Genomic DNA, 15,936 nt, shown 5'->3' on the forward strand with positions numbered 1-15,936 from the left:
NCCAGGTCTGTTCACCGTCCTCGGGGCGACCGAGGCCGCGGCCCGCGAGCGCAAGCGGGAGCTGGACGAGCTGCTCGCCGTGGGGCCGCTGGTCGAGCTCCTCACCGCACAGTTGGAGTTCGACGTCTCCGGGCTCGACCTCGACGCGCAGTTGCCCTACTCCGAGCTGGCGGCGCGCGCGGCCGCGCCGGCGGTGACCGCGCGTCGGGACCAGCTCGTCGCCGAGGCGCGGCGCCGGGGGCTCACCATCCGCCAGTTGCTGTTCCACAACCTCTCCGGCGGCCAGCGAATGATCGTGGGCACCCCGGAGCAGGTCGCCGACGACATCGTGGAATGGGTCGACACCCGGGCGTCGGACGGCTTCGTCATCAACATCGACGTCCAGCCCGCGGGCTTCGTCGAGTTCATCGACGGCGTGGTGACGGAGCTGCAGGACCGCGGCCGGTTCCGGCGCGAGTACGCCCACGACACCCTGCGGGACAACCTCGGGATCTCCGGCGCGGCGCGCGGCGCCGCCGCGACGGGGGAGTCCAGCGATCCGGTCCGCGACGGGGGGCGGCGGTAGCCATGCCCGCACGCAACGAGATCAGTCGCGGCAAGCGGCAGGTCGACGCCCTCGTGTTCCCGCGGACCGACCCCGCCGAGCGGGTCGACGTCCTCGTGGTCGGCGCCGGACCCAACGGCCTCGGCACCGCCCTCGAGCTCCACCGGCACGGGGTGGGGGCCGCGGTGGTGGATGCCGCGCCCGGGGCGACGCTGGTCCGGGCCGGCGCCGCCGGGTACACGCCCCGCGCGCTCGAGGTCATCCGCGGGTGGGGGCTGCTGCAACGGATCCAGCACGCGTGGACCTTCCCGCCGGAGTGGAACACCGGCAATCTCCTGCTCACCTCGCTCGCCGGGCACCAGCTCGCGGGGACCACCCTGCGGTCGTTCGGGCTCGGCACGACCGGCCGGTACTCCACCGAGACCATGCTGCGCCGGCCGCAGACGGTGTTGCAGCGCGTCTTCCTCGACCGGCTCGCGGAGATCGGCACCGCGGTCTCGGGCGGCTGGCGAGTCGAGGACCTGGCGAGCGACCCCGACGGCGTGACGACGACGGTGGTCGAGGTCGAGACCGGCCGGCGGCGCACGATCCGCTCCCGGTACGTCGTCGGCGCCGACGGCGGGACAAGCACGGTCCGCACGCTGGCACAGATTCCGCGCTCGGGCAGCTACGCCGAGGAGCGGTACTTCCGGTTCGTCGTGCGGACCACCTCGGACACCTCGGCCGCGCTCGGGGCGTTCCCGCCCGCCACCGCCGTGATCTACAACGACCGCTACTGCGGGTTCCTCGCGGCCCTGAACGAGACGGACTGGCGGGCGTACGCCGGGCCGTACCCGCTCGACCGTGATCCGACCACGGACGAGCTGATCAAACAGGCCCGGGCGGCGTTCGGCTTCGACGTCGACCTCGAGGTCGTGTCGCTCACCCCGTTCTTCAAAAGCACCCGCATCGCCGACACCTTCTACCGCGACCGGGTCGCGCTGGTGGGCGACGCGGCGCATGTCCGCACGCCGGGCGGCAACCTGTGCGAGGGCTTCGGCGACGTGGTGAACCTCGGCTGGAAGCTCGCGGCCGTGCTGCGCGGCCAGGCCGGCCCGCGCCTGCTCGACTCCTACGACGAGGAGCGCCGCCCGCACAACTGGCGGATCGCCGACTACGCCCTGGCGGAGGATCAGCGGCACACGGCCGCGTACGAGCATGTCCGCGCCCTCGGGGTCCCGGCCGACGCCGACACCAGCCCGGACGCGGCCCGCCGGCGCGCCGAGATCGGCGAGATCCTCGGGGCGGGCCGCAGCCTGCCGCTCGGGGTGGTCTTCGACGAGCGGTACGACGCCTCGTCGGTCATCCGGTACGAGGATGGGCAGATCGAGGCCGAGGCGCCCTGGGATGCCTTCGCGTACGCCGACGACGCGCGACCGGGCCACCGGGCGCCGAACGGCAACCTCGACCCCTTCGGGTTCACCCTCTACGACCGGATCGGCTCCCACGTCGCGCTGCTCGTCCTCGCCGACGACACCGGCACCACCGGCACCACCGGCACCGCCAGCACCGCCAGCACCGCCAGCACCGTCGGCACCGCCAGCACCGTCGGCGCCTTCGAGGCGGCGGCCGACGCCCGGGGCATCGAGCTCGAGGTCATCCACCTGCCGGATCCGGCGGCGCGCGAGCTGTACGGCGCCCCGTACGCGCTCGTCCGGCCGGACCATCACGTCGCCTGGCGCGGCGACGGCAGCGACCTCGGCGGCCTCGACGCGGGCGCGGTGCTGGATCTGGTCTACGGCCGCGGCCAGCTCTCAGCCCAGCCCCCGGCTCAGCCCCAGGCCCAAGCCCCGGCCCGCACCGCCGACTCCCGCCAACTCGTCGACTCGACCGAACGGTGAGGACCCGCTGCTCGCGGTCCGTTCCCCGGGCGCTGGTCGGCGGCCCGCACTTCACCACAATCCTGCATTGGAGGTCCTGACGGTGACCGTGGACGTGACGTCGTCTCCGCAGCGCGGCCTGTCGCTGTTCCTGACGATCCCCGCGGACGGCGAGCCCGCCCGCACGTACAACCAGTCGCTCGAGGTCATCCGCCTCGCGGAGGAACTCGGCTACGAGACGGCCTGGGCCGCGGAGGCGCACTTCACCCTCATCGGGCTCCCGTCCGCGCTCACCTTCCTCGCGGCGGCGTCGCAGACCACGACGACGATCAGGCTGGGAACCGCGGTGGTCCCGCTCACCTTCGACAACCCGATCCGGTTGGCCGAAACGGCGGCGCTGGTCGACGCGCTCAGCGGCGAGCGGCTGGAGTTCGGCGTCGGCAAGAGCAACGGCGGGGGTTTCTCCACCGTCGCCTTCGAGGCTTTCAACCTGTCCGAGGACGACCGCGAGTCGCTGTACGCCCACGCGCTCGCCGACCTGCGTCGGGCCCTCGGTGGCACGATCGCCGCCGGCGACAAGGAGGTGAGCGTGTACCCGCCGCCGGCCGGGCTGCTGCCGCGGCTGTGGCAGGCGACCGGGAACCCGCGGACGGCGGCCGAGATCGGGCGCGCCGGTGACCGGCTGCTCCTGCACCGCCTCGTCCCGTCCGGGGACGCCGGCGAGGTCCAGGCGGGTCTCATCAGCGACTACCTCGACGCCCACACCGGTGAGCGCAGCCCGCGGATCGGCATCTCCCGCGTCGTGCTCCCGGCGGCGTCCAAGCGCGACGCGATCGCTCTGCTCGACTCCGAGCTGCGCCGCAACCCCGGCCAGTACGTCACCCCGGGCGGCCCGCCGGCCACGGCCGAGGAGTTCCTGACCAGGTCGAACGTGAAGTACGGCGACCCGGACGACGTCGTCGAGCAGCTCCTGCAGGACGCCGCGTTCACGCGGTCGACCGACTACCTGTTCAGCGTCCCGCTGCCGCAGTCCTCCCCCCAGTTCCGCGACGGACTTCGGCTGATCGCGCAGGAGATCTTCCCGCGTCTCCCGGCGCACGACCGGGCCCCGACGGCGTGACCGGCAACGACGGCGTGACCGGCAACGACGGCGTGACCGGCAACGACGTCAACGTGCACGGACCATCGAAGGTGAGGAATCGACCATGACCACTGCCACCGAGACCGCGACCGCCACCGAGACCGCAACTGCAACCGAGACCGCGCGAGCCGAATGGGACGCGTGGCGGGAGGAGGCGGAGCAGCAGCGGCGCGAGCCATACGGATTCCTCGCCTACAGCGCACTGCACTTCCTCGACGGCGAGCCCGGCCGCGTCGAGGGCTTCCCGGGACGGTGGGCCACGGGCGAACAGGGGCCGATCGTCGAGCTCGACGAGGGAGAGTCCCTCACCGTCGACGGTGAAGCCGTGACCGGGCGCCATGTCTTCGGCCCCGTCCGCGAGCGGGAGTTCCGCAGGGCGGCGTCGTTCGGCGACGTCGTCGTCGAGCTGTCCCGCCGCGGCGGGCACGACCTGCTCCGCTCGCTCGATCCCCGGCACCCGCTGCGCGAGACCTACGTCCGGACGCCGGCGTTCGACTACGACCCCGCCTGGGTGATCCCGGCCGAGTTCGCGCCGTATTCCGCCCCGCGCCCGATCGAGGTCGCCGCGGCGGTCGACGGCATCGTGCACACCCACGAGGCCATCGGAGAAGCCGTCTTCGCCCTCGACGGTGCCGAGCTGCGGCTGATCCTCCTGCGCGCCGAGCATCTCGCGGGCGCCGGACTCATCCTGTTCACCGATGCGACGAGCGGCGTCACCACCTACCGCGCCAGCCGCCGGCTGATCACGCCCCTGCCCGTCCCGGGCAGCATGCAGCTCGTGCTCGACTTCAACCGCGCCGGAAACCTGCAGTGCGCCTACACCCCGTACGCCCCCTGCCCGCTCGCCCCGCCGCAGAACCGCCTCACGATCCCGATCGAGGCGGGCGAGCAGATCCCCACCTTCCGTCCCGAGCCCGCCGAGACCGGGGAGCACCCCGCGTCCTGATTACCGGCAGGTGCTCTTGTCCGGGACACGGGGGCATAGCTCCGCGATTCATCGCTGGTGAGGCCGCCGCCCGCGGCGGCGCAGGATCGCTCGATCAGATGAGTGGAGCGGTCGATCTGAGGTGCCCTTTTTCTTCCGGACAGGGTGAACATCGACCCCGCGGCGCGGAACCGCGGAACCGCGGAACCGCGGAAGACGGTCACGCCAGCGCGGCCGCCTTGTGGAGGAGGACCGCTCGTTCGCGGGCGTTGCGGCAGAGTCGGGCGGCGAGTTCCAGCTCGGATCGGGCCTCCGTCGTTCGGCCGAGCCGGCCGAGCAGCTCGCCGCGCACGCTCGGGAGCAGGTACGACCCCGCCAGCCGGTCGGTGGCGACGAGGTCGTCGACGATGGCCAGTGCCTGCCGCGGTCCCTGCGCCATCGCGACGGCGACGGCTCGGTTGAGTTCGACGACGGGGGACGGAGCGACGCGGCCGAGCGCCTCGTAGAGGAGCACGATCCGCTCCCAGTCGGTCTCCGGAACCGACGGCGCTGACGCGTGGCAGCCGGCGATCGCCGCCTGCAGCCCGTACGGTCCGAGGCCGGCGGCCCCGAGCGCCGCGGCCCGGTCGAGGGCGGCCAGGCCGCGGCGGATCGCCGAGCGGTCCCAGCGGCGCCGGTCCTGATCCGCCAGGAGCACGGCCTCGCCGTCGGGACCGGTGCGGGCGGGGAAGCGGGCGGCGGTGAGTTCGCACAGGGCGAGCAGCCCGTGCACCTCCGGTTCGGCGGGCATCAGGGCGGCCAGCGTCCGGGCCAGCCGGATGGCCTCGTAGGCGAGGTCGGGGCGCAGCAGGCTGTCCCCGGTGGTCGCCGTCGAGCCCTCCGTGAAGATCACGTAGAGCACGCTCAGGACACCACCGAGCCGGCCGCGTCGTTCCTCGGCCGGCGGCAGGGCGAACGGCACCCTGGCCGCGCTGAGGGTCTTCTTCGCCCGGGTGATCCGCGCCTGGACCGTCGCGACGGGTACCAGGAACGCCCGGGCTATCTCCTCGCTCGTCAGCCCGCCGACCGCGCGCAGCGTCAACGCCACGCGGGCCTCGGGGGAGAGCACCGGGTGGCAGGCGACGAACGTCAGCGCGAGGACGTCGTCGTCGATCCGGTCGGGATCCCACGGCAGGTCGTCCGACCGGTCCGCCGGTGGCACCGAGCCCGAGGCCGAGCCCGAGGCCGAGGCAGAGCCCGAGGCCGAGTACAGGCTCGAGCTGGTCTCGCCCTCGGCGAGCTGGCCGGCGAGCAGGGCGTGGCGCTCGTCGAGGGCCGACCGGCGGCGGAAACCGTCGATGGCGCGCCGCCGGGCGGTCGTGAGTAGCCAGCCCACCGGGTTCGCCGGCACGCCGTCGCGCGACCAGGCGACGAGCGCCTGGGCCACCGCCTCCTGCGCGACATCCTCGGCGAGGTCGACGTCCCCGGTGTAGCGGGCCAGCGCGCCGACGATCCGGGCGGAGGACATCCGCCAGACGGCCTCGACGGCCCGCCGGGCCGACTCGTCACGCGGCGGACCATCGACGGCCGCGGGCATCAGAGCTGGCCGGTCCGCTCGCGCCACGCCCGCTCCCTGATGACCCACTCGTTGTCCTGCGGGAACTCGTCGATGGTCGGCACCCGGCGGATCTCGCACTTTGCGCCGGCACTCGCCGGCAGGCGCCGGGCCCACTGCACCGCCTCCTCCTTCGACGCGACGTCGATCAGGTAGAAGCCGCCGAACAGCTCCTTCGTCTCGCCGTAGGGGCCGTCGGTGACCACCGGAGTCTCGCCGCCGAAGTCGACCACCACGCCCTGGGCCGGATCGTCGAGGCCCTCGGCGGCGACGAGTACGCCGGCCCGGATCAGCTCCTCGTTGAAACGGCCCACCGTCTCGAGCATCTCCTCGAAGGGTGTCGACATCATCTTCGCCAGGGACTCGTCCGTGGCCCGCATGATCAGCATGTACTTCGCCATCGTTGACCTCCTCGAGCACGGGTCGCCTACCGACCCTCTCACCACCAGGTCGAACGGCACAGCCGCCGATCGACACGGCACCCGGACGAAAATTCGACGCCTGCTCTGTGGCCGGCATCGAGTCGGGGGCCGGCATCGAGTCGGGGGTCGGCATCGAGTCGGGGGTCGGCGTCGAGTCGGGTCGGCATGACTGCTCGATCGGTCGCGGGGCCGCCGGCCGGGTCCGCGGTTCCGCGGAACCGCGGCGAGGCTCAGGTCAGGTCGGGTTGAGCCGGCCATCCACAGATCGGGGGCGGCGAAATCGGCGTTACGCTGGGTGAACGGATGTGGTCTGTCCGGCCCTCCGAAGGAGGCCCGCCAGCACGTCGGGGATGATCAGCCTTGTCTGGATGCATCAGCGGATCACGGCGGGGGAGTACGAGTCGTGGTCCGAGGAGCAGTGCGCGGGCATCGAGATCGTGGACGGGCATGGTCGTCGTGAGCCCCGGCGCGTCCAAGCGGCACAACCGCCTGGTCAAGATCCTCGCGGTGGCATTGGAGGCCGCCGCCGGTGCCGCCGTCGCCGTCGCGGATGTCGATGCCGCCGTCGGTGTGCTCGGCGAACTGCGCGAGGAACGCGATGCTGTCCTGGGCGATCCGGGCCAGGAATGGCTGGGTGTAGTAGGTCCGGCAGATGCCGCTGGACCGGCCGGTCGGACGTCCCTTCCAGCAGCCCCGACCTCCCGGTTGGGGTGAACGGGTGAACGGCGGAATCTCTCCATCCCTCGACCTTGGCGGCACGCGGGGCACCCACGAGATTGTCGCGAGCGTACGCGCGCGGTTGCGGTGGGGCAGGAAGATATGGGTCATGCACGGTGACGCGGATGTGGTTGGGCTGGAGCGGGTCGTCAAGTCCTATGGCGGTGGTCTGGCCGCGGTGACGGCGCTGGAGAACATCACGCTGCCGTTCCGGTTGTCCGGAACCCGCGCCGACCGCGCCTGGGTGCGCGAGGCGGTGGCGCGCACCGGCCTGCAGGAGCGGGTCCGACACCGCCCGGCGGCGCTGTCCGGCGGGCAGCAGCAGCGGGTGGCCATCGCCCGGGCGCTGGTCACCTGTCCGGAGATCGTGTTCGCCGACGAGGTCGTGTTCCTCTCCGACGGCCGCATCGTGGACACCGTGCCCCACCCGTCGGCGGAGGCGGTGGCCCGGCGCCTGCTCGGGCTCGGGGGGTGACGGTGCTCTGGTTGGCGCTGCGGACCCTGCGGACGCGCAGGTCCGTCTTCCTCGGCTCGGTCGTCGCCCTGGTGTGTACCTGTGCGCTGATCACCGCGTGCGGGCTATTGTTCCAGTCCGCGCTCACCTCCCATCCGCCGACCGAGCGCTACCGGGACGTTCCCCTAGTGGTCGCGGGCAGGCAGTCACTGGCCTTCACCTACGGCTCGGGGGACGGGAAGAACACCGAGCACGTGGCCCTGCCGGAGCGGGTGCGCCCCGCGGCGGACCTCGCCGACCGGCTGCGTGCCGTCCCCGGCGTGGCCGGGGTGGTCCCGGACGTCTCGCTGCCCGTCGGACTGGCCATAGCCGGAACCGAGATCATCACCCCCGACACCGTGCAGCTCCACGGCTGGGGCAGCGCCCGGCTCACCCCCTACCGGTTGACGAAGGGACGCGCACCGGCCGGCCCCGGGGAGGTGGTGGTCGACACAGACCTCGCCCGCGGCGCGCATCTCGCCCCCGGAAGCCGGGTGACCGTGGCCGCCACCGACCGGGTAGCAGGCGGTTACACCGTCGTCGGTGTCGCCGCCCCCCACAGCGCCGATCCGAGGCCCGCCGTCTTCGTCTCCGACGCCGAGGCGAGCCGCCTCACCGCGGGCCTGGTGGACGTCTTCGGTGTCTATCCCGCCCCCGATGCCGACTCCACCGCCGTGGCCAAGGCGGTCCGCCGGGCCGTGCGGGGCCTGCCGCTGTCGGTGCGCACCGGCGACGGCCGGGGCACCGCCGAGTTCCTCGACGTGGACAGCGCCCTGGAGAACGTCGTCGCGCTCAGCGCGACCTTCGGCGGCATCTCGATGGCGGTCGCGCTGTTCGTCCTCGCCGGCACCCTGGCGTTGTCGGTGCAGCAGCGCCGGCGCGAACTGGCCCTGCTGCGCGCGGTCGGTGCCACCGGACGCCAGATCCGCCGCCTGGTCGGCGGGGAGACCCTGGCGCTCAGCCTGCTCGCCTGCCTGCCTGGCCTGGTGGGCGGCGCCGCGCTGGCCTGGGTTCTTCGCGCCGTCCTGGTCGACCACGGGGTGGCGCCCGCAGCGATGCGCCTGGACGTGGGATGGATCCCGCTGCTCGTCGCTGCGGGCGCCACCGTGCTCACCGCGCAGCTCGCCGTCCTGGTAAGCGGGCTGCGCGCGGGTCGCCTGCGCCCGGCGCAGGCCCTGTCCGATGCCTCCGCGCCGCCTGCCCGCCTCGGCTTCGGCCGGTTCCTGCTCGGGCTGCTGTGCGCGGCCGGCGGGATCGCCGTGGTCGCCACGACCCGCTTCCTCACCGGCGGCGTGCTCACCGCCATCGCCGCCGGAGCCGTCCTGCTCCACCTGTTCGCCGCCGGCCTGCTCGGACCGCTGGTGGCCCGCCTGACCCTCGCCCTGCTCGGCCCCTTCATCCGCGGCCTGTCCCGCACCTCCGGCTTCCTCGCCGTGGCCAACAGCAGGGCCCACACCCGCCGGGTCACCGCGGTGTTCACCCCTCTCGTGCTGTGCACCGCGCTGGGCGGAACACTGCTGTTTCTCCAGACCAGCCGCTCCCACGCCAGCGAGGTGCAGGGCCGCGACCGCGTCCTGGCCGACCAGGCGTTGACCACCCGGCAGGGACTGCCGGCCGGCTTCGTCGACACCGTCCGCGCCACCCCCGGCGTCACCGCGGCGGCCGGCCTCACCCCCACCACCGTCGTCACCGGCGGATCGGATGGCTACGCCGCCCAGGCCGTCACCTTCGGCGGCGCGCCTGGCACCCCCGGTGGCACCTCCGGCCTGCTCGACCTCGACGTCACCGCCGGCTCACTGGCCGACCTGCGCGGCGACACCGTCGCCCTGAGCGCCGATCAGGCCCACGGCAAACACGTGGGCCGTACGGTCCGGCTGTGGCTCGGCGACGGCACCCGACGCGACCTGCGACTGGTCGCCGTCTACCGGCGCAACATCGGGTTCGGCGACTACCTCCTGCCGTACGCGGTCGTCGCCACCCACACCACCAGCCCCCTGATCCAGACCGTCCTGGTCGACACCGCACCCGGAGCCCACCTCGACTGGCAGACACTGACCACCGCCTACCCCGGGTTGCACGTCCATGACCATGCCGCCCTCACCGACGCCGAACAGCGGCAGGAAGACCTCAACGCCTGGACCAACTACCTCCTGGTCGCCCTGCTCCTCGCGTTCGCCGCGATCGCCGTCGTCAACACCCTGGTCACGGCCACCCTCGAACGCGGCCGGGAGTTCGCCACTCTGCGACTGACCGGCGCCACCCGCCGCCAGGTGCTACGCATGGTGCGCTGGGAGGCCGTCCTCATCACCGCCATCGCCCTCGTCGTCGGCGCCGCCATCACCGCCGTCACGCTGGTGNCCTTCAGCCGGGGCATCAGCGGGACCGGCACACCGTATGTGCCACCGCAGTGGGCCGCCGCTCTGCTGGGCTCGGGCCTGCTCCTGGCCATGGCCGGCAGCCTGCTTCCCGCCCGTGCCGTCCTGCGCACCCCACCGGTCCAGACCGCGGGAACGGGACGGTGATGGCCGCCTGCCGGGCAAGCAGGCGCACCTGTGGCCCCGAGGATGGGTAGGCGGTTGCGGCGGTGGCTGCGCCGCCCCGCCGTCGCCGCCGCCTCCGACGGGTGGGGCGAGCGGGATCATCTGCCGGCACCCGCGACGACCGAGCGGGTCCTTGCCGCGGCCGGGGGAGCCGATCCGAACGTCGGTCCGGCGGAGTTCGCGACCGCGCTGCTGATCGTGGCCCGCGACGGCGACCCGGCCCTGCGGGCGGCGGTCGTGACCGCGCTCGGCACGGCCGGGGCACCGTGGTGGTTGGCGGTGGACCAGGCGTTGCGGCAGCGGTGGTGGTGGGCGCCGGCCTGGTCGCGGCGCCTCGCGGCGGACCTGGCCGACGGCGAGGTGGACGAGCTGCGGCTGGTCGTGGCCGGCTGCCACCATGACGGGCGGATCCGCGAGGCGGCGGTCGTCCGCCTGGCCGACTGCGAACACCCGGCGGCGGTCGCGGTGCTCGCGCTTCGTGCCTGCGACTGGGTGGCCGAGGTGCGGAGCCGGGCGCGGTCGGTTGTCGAGGGTTGGCCGTCGCCGCCGGGCGGGCCGGCGCTGAGCACGCTGGCGGAGCTGGCGTTCGCGCTGCGCGGACGGCGTGCGGGCGGCTGGTTGGCGCAGCGGGTCGACCAGGTGCTGCGGGACCTGCCGGCGCAGCGGCTGGACCCGCTGCTGTCGGCCCGGGACCGCGGAACGCGGCGGGCCGCCTACTGCGCCGCGATCGCCGCCGGCCAGTTGAGCCTCGACCGGCTGACGACGGCGGCGATCAGGGAGGGTGACCTGCCGATCCGAACGATGTGCGCCCGGGCCGCGGTCCGGGCCGCGGCCGGTCCGGCGCACCTGCACGCGATGCTGGCCAGCCGCACCGCGCTGGTCCGGGCCGAGGCGCTGCAGGCGCTGATCGTGACCGGTGACCTCGACGTGGCCGAGGCGGCGTTGGCCGATCGGCATCCGCTGGTGCGGGGCATCGCGCAGGCGGCTGTGCGCCGCACGGGCGGGGATCCGGCCGAGCACTACCGCCGGCTCGCCGCGCGGCAGGCACCGGAGCTCGGGGTGATCGCGGGGCTCGAGGTCACCGGGGAGCTCGGGGTCGTCGCGGGGCTCGGGGAGACCGGCGTGGCTGACGACGCCGACGTCGTCGCACGATGGCTGGCGCATCCGCGGGCCCGCGTCCGGGCGGAGGCGATCCGCGCGCTGCGGCGCCTCGGGGTCACTCGGCCAGCCGAGCTGGTGCCGATGCTGCGGGACGAGTCGCCCGCGGTCGCCCGCCAGGCGGTGGCGTCTCTGCGGGGTCAGATCGGCGCCGTCGCACCGGCCGTCCTGGAAGGGCTGCTCGACGCGGACAACCCGCCGTCCCTGCGGCTCGCCGGTTACCGGCTGCTGATCGCCGGGGATGCCTGGCAGCGGCTGGCCACCAACCTGAGACTGCTCGGCGACGCCGACGAACGGCTGCGTGCCAGCGCGCGGGCCGACGTGACCGCGTGGCTGGTCAGGGAGGCGGCCGCGACGTTCCACGAGCCGAGCCGCGAGCGCGCCGCCGAGCTCGCCGGCCTGATCGAAGCTGCCCGCCCGATCCTCGGCGATCATCGAGCCCAGGTGCTGCGGTTCCACGCCGGTCTGGACGTCCTATCTACTCGGGGTCGCAGATGATCGACGTTGAGTAGCCTCGGACCAGAACCCCTCGCCGCAATCCGCCCCGCCCCGGATCGGACTTACTCGTCCAGGAAGCGCCGGGGTACAGGAGGCGCCGGGGGAATGGGAAGAGCGGACCGCACGGCGTGCCTCCGAGCTCCGTCAGAGCACGGAGTCCGGTGGGAACTCGACCGGGTAGGGCTCGGTGAAGTCGGCCGAACGGCTCACGTCGTGCCAGGCGAGGTCCGCCGCCAGGAGGCGGCGGTCCAGGGCGATCGACCCCTCGGCGGCGTTCACGCCCAGCGGCAGGTGCTCCGGGATGTCGCGGCGCCGGGCCAGGGCGACGAGGATCTCCGCCGCCCGCGCCGGGTCGCCCGCGGGGCCGGACTCGCTCTGGCGCACCCGCCTCAACCGCGCGGGGAACCTGCAGTGCGCCTACACCCCGTACGCTCCCTGCCCGCTTGCCCCGCCGCAGAACCGCCTCCCGATCCCGATCGAAGCGGGCGAGCAGATCCCCTCCTTCCGGCCCGAGCCCGCCGAGATCGAGGAACGCTCCGCGTCCTGATGACCGGCAGATGCTCGTGTACGGGACGCCCGGGGGCCTAGCGCAGCCGCTCACCTGCGCCTTTTCCGGTGTTCGGTGACGGCCTGTGATGTCCGACGGTGCCGTCTCGCCGCCGGACGGTTCGCCGGAACCGCCCCGCGAGAGGTGTGCGTGGGAACGGAGCCACGTGGTTGTTCTGTACGGACAAATCGGACGCCGAACCGTACAGAAGAACCACGGTGGCGGCTCTCCCACGCATCTGCCCCGAACCGCGGGCCGTCGTCCGTGCAGCGCCCGGCTCTAGCCACATCGCGACGTCACGCAGCGTGAAAGCAGGACAGGAAGCGGACTCCCGAGGCGCTGCATGAGCGCCGCCATTCACCGCCCACCGAGCGCTACCGGGACGTCCCCTTGGTGGTCGCGCGCCGGCAGTACCTGGCCTTCGCCTACGGCTCGGGGGATGGGAGAAACACCGAGCACATGGCCCTGCCGGAGCGGGTACGCCCCGCGGCGGACCTCGCCGCCCGGCTACGTGCCCTCCCCGGCGTGGTCGGCGTGGTCGCGGACGTCTCGCTGCGGAGGCCGTCACCGTCCTCATCACCGCCATCGCCCTCGCCGTCGGCGCCGCCATCACCGCCGTCACGCTGGTGCCCTTCAGCCGGGGCATCAGCGGGACCAGCACGCCGTACGTGCCACCGCAGTGGGCCGCCGCTCTGCTGGGCTCGGGCCTGCTCCTGGCCATGGCCGGCAGCCTGCTCCCCGCCCGCGCCGTCCTGCGCACCCCACCGGTCCAGACCGCGGGAACGGGACGGTGACGGCCGCCTGCCGTGGAAGGAGGCGCACCGGTGGGCGCGAGGATGGGTAAGCGGCTGCGGCGTCAGATCCCGCGGCGCGGCGAGGCCGGCTGGTTCGCGTGGACGAGCGGGCCGGCGCCGAGCAGGTGCAGGGTCCGCGCGCGTTCCTCGGCCGTGCCGACCAGGCTCACCAGCACATCGGTGGCGCCGAGCGCGGCATAGGCGGCCAGCCGGTCGACGACCGCACTCTCGTCGCCTACGACGGCGATCGCGCCCGGCTCGGTGAAACCGTCGCGGTCGAGGGCCGTGCGGTAGGACGGCAGTGCCGCGTAGTCGGCGTACTCGGCGTTGAGCTCGGTGCGAATCCGGTCCGGTGCGGACGTCACCGCCACCGGCAGCCCGACGACGACGCGCGGCGCCGGCCGGCCGGCGTCCCGGGCGCCCGCGCCGATCAGCGGGACCACGTGGTCACCGATGGTGCGGGGTCCGGCCAGGAAGGTAATCGTGCCGTCGGTGCGTTCCCCGGCCAGCCGCAGCATCGTGGGGCCGAGAGCGCCGAGCAGCACCGGGACGCGGACCCTCGCGCCGGGCACGGCGCTGCCGGCGGGGTCGGATCCGATTCCCGTGGCGCCGGGAACACGGCGTCCGTCGAGGATCGGCAGCAGGGTGTCGAGGTGGGTGCGCAGCGCGGCGACCGGCCGGTGGAATGGCTGCCCGTAGATCTCCAACAGCCCGGGGTGGCTGACGCCGAGCCCCAGGGTGAACCGGCCGTGCGCCGCAGCCTGCGCCGTCAACGCCTGCCCGGCCAGCACCCGGGGATGGCGCGGCTGGACGACGACGACGGAGGTGCCCAGCTCGATGCCCGGCACCTCGCGGGCCACCGCGGTCAGTACACCGATGGCGTCGTAGCCGTAGCCCTGCGGCAGCCAGGCGGTGGACACCCCGGCGGCGGCCACCGTCCGGGCGATCGCCACAAGGTCGTCGATGAGGTTGCCGGAACCGGGAGTGCCGAGGCCGGCAGCAAGGTTGACGCCGATACGAATCACGTCCACCAGCGTGGTCGAAGGTTGGAACGCAGACCAGGAGCCTGCTGATGGTGCCAGTGGAAGTGACACCCTGGACGGCCACGACGGCCACGACGGCCACGACGGCCACGACGGCCACGACGGCCACAGCAGACACGGCGGCTGCTCGGCGACGTGAGCTCGGGGCCTGCCTGCGGGCGTACCGCAGGCTGGTCGAACCGGCCAGCGTCGGACTCCCCGCCGGTGGGCGTCGCCGCGTCCAGGGGCTGCGCCGCGAGGAACTCGCGTCCCTGGCCGGCGTCAGCCTGACCTGGTACACCGGGCTGGAGCAGGGCCGGGCGACGGCCTCGGCGCAGGTCCTCGACGCCGTCGGCCGGGTGCTGCGCCTCGACGAGGTGGGCCGGCGGCACCTTCGCCGGCTGGTGGCGCCCGAGCCGCCGGCGATCGCCCCGCCCGGCGAGCATCTGCGTGGGCTCGCCGGCCTGCTGGACGGCTGGCCGGCGAGCCCGGCGGCTCTGCTCGACCACCATCTCGACATCGTCGCCACCAACGCGGCCTGGGCGCGGGTCTGGGGCGATCCTGCCGGGTACGAGCCGGCACGCCGGCACGTGCTCTCGCTGCTCGCCGCCGCGTCGGCGCCCGCCGAGCTGCTGCTGCCGGTGGCACGGCAGTTCCGCATGGCCGCCGACCTGCATGCCGGTGACCCGCGGATCGCCGAGATCGGCGCGCTGCTGCGTGCGGACCATCCGGCCCTGGGCCTGGTGTGGGACTGCCGGGGAATCGGCGCGTTCGGCCATCCGATGTTCGACCTGGCCGGCGAACCGGCGGCGGCACATCTGCTGCATCCCACCGGCCATCCCGAGATCGCCGTCATCGTCGCCGCGCACCCGCGCCGGACGACCTGACCCGACACGCGTCTTCCTCCCACCTTGCTCAACGAACCTGCCTCAACCCGCGGAGTCCGCCGGGAACTCGACCGGGTAGGGCTCGGTGAAGTCGGCCGCGGGGCCGGACCCGCGCCGGCGCACCCGCGCCTTCATGGCGCCCACGGTGCTCGCGTACTCGGCGTGCGGGCTACGGACCGTCGTCGTGAAACCTGTCCAGTTCGGCGTTCCAGTCGACGTGGTCGCCTTCCGCGCCGGAGGGAACCGCCGCCAACGTGTCGTTGATGAACGCGGCGACCTGTTCGTGGCGGAGCTGGACCTCGGTGTGCCGGGACGCCGACTTCAGCGACAGGACCAGCAGGCGGGTCCCGTCGTGGAACGCCGGGCGCACCTCCACGGCGCCGACACCGGTCGGCCGCCGGGCGCCGTCGATCAGGAGCTGACGAGCGAAGGTCCAGGTGACTGTCTGCACGGTACTCGTCCGTAGCCGCAGGCTGACGGCGAACGGATCGGCCCGATCGAAGCGGAGCGCCGCGGGCAGCGGCGCGCGGGTGCCGTCCGGCTGGACGAGGAAGGCCGACAGCTTCGACTCGAAGGGATTCGCGTCCGGCGGACGGCGCTGTGACATGCCACCCTCCCGCTTCCACCTGTGTCGACCGCCGAACAACGCGGCGGTCCGCCGACCCGGCCCGACATCCCCGTCCATCGTCACACGCCGGCGCAACCTGCGTGCGCCCGCCTCTCGGGCGGGGCGACGAACGGTGTGACGGACGCGACTCGCCGCCCCCAGGCCTGCGCCGGAGGACCATCTCGACC

Annotated in this window: 14 protein-coding genes and 3 pseudogenes; 12 read left to right on the top strand and 5 right to left on the bottom strand. The window is 73.7% G+C overall.

Annotated features, from left to right (window positions below; genetic code table 11):
- Position 1: 1 nt before the first annotated feature.
- From UK82_RS38030 to UK82_RS15325, 4 genes and pseudogenes are all read left to right on the top strand, one after another.
- A pseudogene (locus tag UK82_RS38030) lies at positions 2-565 on the top strand (nitrilotriacetate monooxygenase); the annotation flags it as partial.
- A gap of 2 nt (positions 566-567) precedes the next feature.
- Complete coding sequence (locus tag UK82_RS15315; protein WP_055407822.1) at positions 568-2,424, top strand: FAD-dependent monooxygenase; 1,857 nt, start codon at positions 568-570, stop codon at positions 2,422-2,424.
- An 82-nt stretch (positions 2,425-2,506) separates the two neighbouring features.
- Positions 2,507-3,523 carry an LLM class flavin-dependent oxidoreductase gene (locus UK82_RS15320; RefSeq protein WP_044885923.1) on the top strand — a complete coding sequence of 339 codons (1,017 nt, stop codon included), beginning with the start codon at positions 2,507-2,509 and terminating at the stop codon, positions 3,521-3,523.
- Between the two features lie 85 nt (positions 3,524-3,608).
- Positions 3,609-4,490 carry a DUF1684 domain-containing protein gene (locus UK82_RS15325; protein WP_055407824.1) on the top strand — a complete coding sequence of 294 codons (882 nt, stop codon included), beginning with the start codon at positions 3,609-3,611 and terminating at the stop codon, positions 4,488-4,490.
- Positions 4,491-4,689: 199 nt separating this feature from the next.
- Here the strand turns inward: UK82_RS15325 and UK82_RS15330 are convergent, their stop codons facing one another.
- A complete protein-coding gene (locus tag UK82_RS15330; protein ID WP_173667296.1) occupies positions 4,690-6,045 on the bottom strand; it encodes an RNA polymerase sigma factor in 1,356 nt (451 codons plus the stop codon).
- Complete coding sequence (locus tag UK82_RS15335) at positions 6,045-6,464, bottom strand: YciI family protein (RefSeq protein WP_044885868.1); 420 nt, start codon at positions 6,462-6,464, stop codon at positions 6,045-6,047. Before UK82_RS15335 ends, UK82_RS15330 begins: the two co-directional genes overlap by 1 nt.
- A 371-nt stretch (positions 6,465-6,835) precedes the next feature.
- Between UK82_RS15335 and UK82_RS31505 the strand changes: the two are divergent.
- The 5 genes and pseudogenes from UK82_RS31505 to UK82_RS38035 form a co-directional block, all read left to right on the top strand.
- A pseudogene (locus tag UK82_RS31505) lies at positions 6,836-7,016 on the top strand (Uma2 family endonuclease); the annotation flags it as partial.
- Positions 7,017-7,311: 295 nt separating this feature from the next.
- Positions 7,312-7,677 (top strand): ATP-binding cassette domain-containing protein, encoded by a 366-nt coding sequence (locus UK82_RS15345; protein ID WP_044885870.1) that lies wholly within the window; start codon positions 7,312-7,314, stop codon positions 7,675-7,677.
- The coding region (locus UK82_RS15350; protein WP_236705975.1) for an FtsX-like permease family protein at positions 7,674-10,052 on the top strand (2,379 nt) is incomplete at its 3' end. The genes UK82_RS15345 and UK82_RS15350, both read left to right, overlap by 4 nt.
- A 1-nt stretch (position 10,053) precedes the next feature.
- Positions 10,054-10,217 (top strand): annotated as a pseudogene (locus UK82_RS42755) (hypothetical protein); the annotation flags it as partial.
- A gap of 42 nt (positions 10,218-10,259) precedes the next feature.
- Entirely contained in the window at positions 10,260-11,891 is a 1,632-nt protein-coding gene (locus UK82_RS38035; protein WP_052681162.1) for a HEAT repeat domain-containing protein, read from the top strand.
- A 144-nt stretch (positions 11,892-12,035) separates the two neighbouring features.
- Here the strand turns inward: UK82_RS38035 and UK82_RS15360 are convergent, their stop codons facing one another.
- Positions 12,036-12,275 (bottom strand): hypothetical protein, encoded by a 240-nt coding sequence (locus tag UK82_RS15360; protein ID WP_044885872.1) that lies wholly within the window; start codon positions 12,273-12,275, stop codon positions 12,036-12,038.
- On the opposite strand from UK82_RS15360, the gene UK82_RS38040 reads away from it, so the two are divergent.
- A complete protein-coding gene (locus UK82_RS38040) occupies positions 12,193-12,438 on the top strand; it encodes a DUF1684 domain-containing protein (protein WP_095212178.1) in 246 nt (81 codons plus the stop codon). The two genes, UK82_RS15360 and UK82_RS38040, sit on opposite strands and share 83 nt — an antisense overlap.
- A gap of 626 nt (positions 12,439-13,064) precedes the next feature.
- Positions 13,065-13,232, top strand: a complete 168-nt coding sequence (locus UK82_RS33670; RefSeq protein WP_157866950.1) for a hypothetical protein — start codon at positions 13,065-13,067, stop codon at positions 13,230-13,232.
- A gap of 62 nt (positions 13,233-13,294) precedes the next feature.
- On the opposite strand, the gene UK82_RS15365 is transcribed toward UK82_RS33670, so the two are convergent.
- Entirely contained in the window at positions 13,295-14,263 is a 969-nt protein-coding gene (locus tag UK82_RS15365; RefSeq protein ID WP_236705976.1) for an LLM class F420-dependent oxidoreductase, read from the bottom strand.
- A 41-nt stretch (positions 14,264-14,304) separates the two neighbouring features.
- On the opposite strand from UK82_RS15365, the gene UK82_RS15370 reads away from it, so the two are divergent.
- Positions 14,305-15,141 (top strand): helix-turn-helix domain-containing protein, encoded by an 837-nt coding sequence (locus UK82_RS15370; protein ID WP_082121956.1) that lies wholly within the window; start codon positions 14,305-14,307, stop codon positions 15,139-15,141.
- 169 nt (positions 15,142-15,310) lie between these two features.
- Here UK82_RS15370 and UK82_RS33675 read toward each other — a convergent pair whose 3' ends face one another.
- Positions 15,311-15,748 carry an SsgA family sporulation/cell division regulator gene (locus UK82_RS33675; RefSeq protein ID WP_044885874.1) on the bottom strand — a complete coding sequence of 146 codons (438 nt, stop codon included), beginning with the start codon at positions 15,746-15,748 and terminating at the stop codon, positions 15,311-15,313.
- Between the last annotated feature and the right edge of the window lie 188 nt (positions 15,749-15,936).

The sequence above is a fragment of the Frankia sp. ACN1ag genome (assembly GCF_001414035.1).
Classification (GTDB): domain Bacteria; phylum Actinomycetota; class Actinomycetes; order Frankiales; family Frankiaceae; genus Frankia; species Frankia torreyi.